The following is a 4007-nucleotide window of genomic DNA, read 5'->3' as shown; positions in this document are numbered from 1 at the left end:
TGACCCACCCCCTCCCTCACGGCCACGCCCCTGCGCCCCTCGTCCCCCTGGCCACGACGCCGTCGTCACGCACCCCCGGCGTCACGGCCACAGGGACTCCCTGGTCCACCCGGTGTCCCCGCGCCGGTAGCGCAGGCGTGCGTGGCGGCGGTGGGCCTCGCCCTGGAAGAACTCCACCTCGTCCGGCCGCAGGCGGTACAGGGTCCACGACGGGGCCGGTGTCCGGGGCTCCCGCCGGGCCCGCTGCCAGGCCTCGTCCGAGGCCCGCGCCAGTTCCTCCGCCGAGCCGAGGACCCCGCTCTGCCTGCCGGTCAGGGCCGCGGCCAGCGCACCCGTCGAACGGGCGTGCAGGTCCGCCTGCGCCTCCTCGGCCGGTGCGGCCGTGACGGGCCCGCGCACCCGCACCTGGCGGCCCAGCACCGGCCAGTAGAAGACCAGCGCGGCATACGGGCGGGCGGCGAGCTGACCGCCCTTGCGGCTGTGCGCGTGGGTCGCGAAGGACCAGCCGCGCTCGTCGGCGCCGTGCAGCATGACGATCCGTGCGTCGGGCAGGCCCTCCGCGTCCGTCGTGGCCAGCGACATGGTGTGCGGCTCGGGCTGTCCGGCCGCAGCCGCCTCCGCCAGCCACCGCGCGAACAGCGGCAGCGGAGCGGCGGGTGCGGCGCCGGGGTCGAACGGCGGCAGGGTGGTGAGCGCCGGGTCCCACACCCGCAGTGTCCTCAGCAGCTCGTGAAGATCGGGTTCCATACGCCGATTGTCGGGCGTGCGGCCCGCTCAGACCCGACATTGCCCCGATTGCCGGGCGTGCGGCCCGCTCAGACCGACCCGAGGTCCGACGACACCCACCGCTCCGGCCGCATCCGCACGATGACCTGCTCACCGTGGTTCTTCCACGCGAAGTCGACGTATCCGTCGACCTTGTCCGCCGGGAGGTACCGTGCGGACATCTCCCGGAGCAGCTCGATCGTGGCGGGAGCGGTGTCGACGACCGGGCCCTCGACGGAGACGTAGCGGATGGTGGGGGCGAGGCGGTCGGCCAGCAGCGAGAACCGCCCCGCCGCGCCGATCAGCCGGTTCTTGCGCGAGTCGAGACCGGTGATGATCCACAGGTCGCCGCCGGGCGCGTACTGGTACCAGATCGGCACGGTCAGCGGGGCGCGGCCGTCCCCGGCGTCGACCGCGAGCGCGGCGACATGCGGTTCGGCCAGGAACTGTTCACGTTCTTCGCGGGTCAGGGCCATGGTGGGTGCCTCCTGCGACGTGTGTGCCGGGACGGCGGCTGCTCGGGCGTGCGGTCGGGCTCCCCGGGTGCGACGCGGGACGCGCGGGGAGGCTTCCTCGTCCATCGGACCAGTTCCGCCCCGCACCACGCGACAGGCGGCGGTCCACCGGAGTGAACCGCCGCCTCGAAGACAGGAGTTGCGAGGTCGCGTGGGGTGTGCGCGCCGCCGGGGGGCTACCTCGTCGGCTTTCGCCCGGTGACCCCCAGGTGCACCAGCAGCGCGAGATTGGGTTTGATCTCCGCCTGCTTCACGCCCCAGGAGGAGAAACCTTGTCGGTGCGAGGCGACGGCCGCGAGCATGGCGACCAGCGAGCCCGCGACCGCGCCCGGGTTCACGTCCTTGTCGATCCGCCCCTTGGCCTGCAACTCGGCGACGGAGTCGGCCAGTGAGGTGTTCACCGCGTTCAGGACCTTCATGCGGATCTTGTAGAAGCGTTTGTCGCCCTCGGCCGCGCCGAGGTCCACGACCCGCAGGATCGCGTCGTGCTTCCGCCAGAACTCCAGGAAGCCGTCGACGAGTTCCTGCGCCGTCTGCCAGCCGCCCCGCCCGGCCCACGAGCGGCCCGCCACCAGGTCGGTCAACCCGCCGCTCTCCGCGGCCATTTCCTCGGCGAGCTCCAGGACGGCGCCCTCGACGTCCGGGAAGTACTGGTAGAAGGTGGCCGGCGAAGTCCCGGCACGGCGGGCGACATCGATGACTTTGACATCCCGGTAGGGGGAGGAGCTGAGCATCTCGCTGAGGCAGTCGAGCAGCTTCTGCCGGGTCGCCTGCCCACGCCGGCCGGCCACGCGGCCGTCGACGGTACGCACTTGTCCTGTCATGACGTCAGCTTACCGACGGGGGATGCGGGCGCTATTCGGCCGACTGCAAATGGGGTGCCCGGCGGCACGGACCCTGGTGTGCCTGGTCTGCGGGGTGCGGGCGGCGCGGCTAGTTTGGCGGCATGGCCGAAAACAGGGCATCGGAGTACAGGGCACCGGAGTACGCGGAGGGCACCCCGTGCTGGGTGGACGCGCAGTTGCCCGACGTGGAGGCGGGCCGGCGGTTCTACGGAGAGCTCTTCGGATGGACCTTCGAGGAGCAGCCCCGCGGGACCGTGCGGGCGCTGAAGGACGGGGAGGGGGTCGCCTCCCTCGCGCACAAGACGGACGGCAGGCTGCCCACCGTGTGGACGGTCTCCTTCGCCACCCCCGACGCCGCGGCGCTGTGCCGGCGGATCCGCGCGGCCGGCGGGCAGATCGTCTCCCCGCCGCTGCCCTTCGGCGACCTCGGCGTCACCGCGCTCGTCACCGACGCGGAGGGTGCCGTGTTCTCCCTCTGGCAGGGCGCGCGGACCCCCGGCTTCGGCCGCCGGCACGAGCCGGGCACCTTCGCCTGGGCGCAGCTCTACACGCGGGACACCGAGGCGGCCAACACCTTCTACGGCGACCTCTTCCACGACGCCCTGTTCGGGCCGGACGCCGATCCCGACTTCGGCCGCGCCCCGGTCTCCGACGTCTTCGCCGCCGAGATGCCGCCCCACCTCCTGGTCCACTTCGCCGTGGAGGACCTCGCGGCGGGGCTCGCGGAGGTGGTCCGGCTCGGCGGCCGGGTCCAGGTCCCGCCCTTCGAGGCGTCCTACGGGACGGCGGCCGTCGTCACCGACAATCAGGGGGCGTCCTTCGCGCTGCTGCGCCGCTGAGCCGTTTTCCGCCCCGTGGTCGTATGTAAACCTGGACACCCGATTTGTCGGCCGGTTCGCAACCGGGCGCCCGGACAGGAACAATCGGGGTGCGTGGCGCCACGGCGGTGCGGTGGTGAGACGCTGCACTACGGTCGCGCACAGGTGGTGGCGCGACTCGTACGGGGAGGTGGCAGGCAAGTGGTGGATCAGCTGACGCAGCACGATCCGCGGCGTATCGGGCCGTTCGAGGTGCTGGGACGGCTGGGAGCCGGCGGCATGGGGCTGGTCTATCTCGCGCGCTCGGCGTCCGGCCGACGGGTGGCGATCAAGACGGTCCGCACGGAGCTGGCCGAGGACCAGCTCTTCCGGGTCCGCTTCACGCGCGAGGTGGAGGCGGCCCGCGCGGTCTCCGGTTTCTACACGGCGGCCGTCGTGGACGCCGATCCGCGCGCCGCGGTGCCGTGGCTGGCCACCGCCTACGTTCCCGCGCCCTCCCTCGAGGAGATAGTGAACGAGTGCGGGCCGATGCCGGCCCAGGCGGTGCGCTGGCTCGCCGCGGGCGTCGCGGAGGCGCTCCAGTCGATCCACGGCGCCGGGCTCGTCCACCGTGACCTCAAGCCCTCCAACGTCCTCGTCGTCGAGGACGGCCCCCGGGTGATCGACTTCGGTATCGCGTCCGGCGTCTCGAACACCCGCCTGACGATGACGAACGTCGCCGTCGGCACCCCCGCCTACATGTCCCCGGAGCAGGCCAAGGACTCCCGCAGCGTCACCGGCGCGAGCGATGTCTTCTCGCTCGGCTCGATGCTCGTCTTCGCCGCCACCGGCCACCCGCCCTTCCACGGCGCCAACCCGGTCGAGACCGTCTTCATGCTGCTGCGTGAGGGCCCGGACCTCGACGGCCTCCCGGACGAACTGCGCCCGCTCATCGAGGCGTGCATGCAGATGGAGGCCACGGCCCGGCCCAACCCCGCCGACCTCCAGGCCCAGCTCGCCCCGCACCTCTTCGGCTCCGGCTCCGACGACAGCGGTACGGCGTCGGCCTGGCTGCCCGAACGGGC

Annotated in this window: 5 protein-coding genes; 2 read left to right on the top strand and 3 right to left on the bottom strand. The window is 72.8% G+C overall.

The genetic code is table 11. The features are described 5' to 3' along the window. Window positions 1–81: 81 nt before the first annotated feature. The 3 genes from B9S61_RS19010 to B9S61_RS19000 all read right to left on the bottom strand — a co-directional run bounded on the left by B9S61_RS19010 (window position 82) and on the right by B9S61_RS19000 (window position 2104). Window positions 82–747 carry a pyridoxal 5'-phosphate synthase gene (locus B9S61_RS19010; RefSeq protein WP_103543348.1) on the bottom strand — a complete coding sequence of 222 codons (666 nt, stop codon included), beginning with the start codon at window positions 745–747 and terminating at the stop codon, window positions 82–84. Window positions 748–815: 68 nt separating this feature from the next. Next, window positions 816–1241 (bottom strand): pyridoxamine 5'-phosphate oxidase family protein, encoded by a 426-nt coding sequence (locus B9S61_RS19005; protein WP_103543347.1) that lies wholly within the window; start codon window positions 1239–1241, stop codon window positions 816–818. 215 nt (window positions 1242–1456) lie between these two features. Then, complete coding sequence (locus B9S61_RS19000; RefSeq protein WP_103543346.1) at window positions 1457–2104, bottom strand: TetR family transcriptional regulator; 648 nt, start codon at window positions 2102–2104, stop codon at window positions 1457–1459. A 122-nt stretch (window positions 2105–2226) separates the two neighbouring features. Between B9S61_RS19000 and B9S61_RS18995 the strand changes: the two genes are divergently transcribed. Together B9S61_RS18995 and B9S61_RS18985 are read left to right on the top strand one after the other, a co-directional pair. After that, on the top strand, window positions 2227–2964 hold the full coding sequence (locus tag B9S61_RS18995; RefSeq protein WP_103543345.1) for a VOC family protein: 738 nt from the start codon (window positions 2227–2229) through the stop codon (window positions 2962–2964). A gap of 180 nt (window positions 2965–3144) precedes the next feature. Next, the coding region (locus B9S61_RS18985; RefSeq protein WP_146064887.1) for a serine/threonine-protein kinase at window positions 3145–4007 on the top strand (863 nt) is incomplete at its 3' end.

It is taken from the genome of Streptomyces sp. SM1 (assembly GCF_002910825.1).
Classification (GTDB): domain Bacteria; phylum Actinomycetota; class Actinomycetes; order Streptomycetales; family Streptomycetaceae; genus Streptomyces; species Streptomyces okerensis.
Note: the sequence above shows the minus strand (reverse complement) of the source record. Positions and strands in the feature narration are given on the sequence as shown.

Coding starts and splice junctions, on each gene's coding strand:
- B9S61_RS19010 (WP_103543348.1), bottom strand. CDS start 747: ATGGAACCCGATCTTCACGAGCTGCTGAGGACACTGCGGGTGTGGGAC.
- B9S61_RS19000 (WP_103543346.1), bottom strand. CDS start 2,104: ATGACAGGACAAGTGCGTACCGTCGACGGCCGCGTGGCCGGCCGGCGT.
- B9S61_RS18995 (WP_103543345.1), top strand. CDS start 2,227: ATGGCCGAAAACAGGGCATCGGAGTACAGGGCACCGGAGTACGCGGAG.
- B9S61_RS19005 (WP_103543347.1), bottom strand. CDS start 1,241: ATGGCCCTGACCCGCGAAGAACGTGAACAGTTCCTGGCCGAACCGCAT.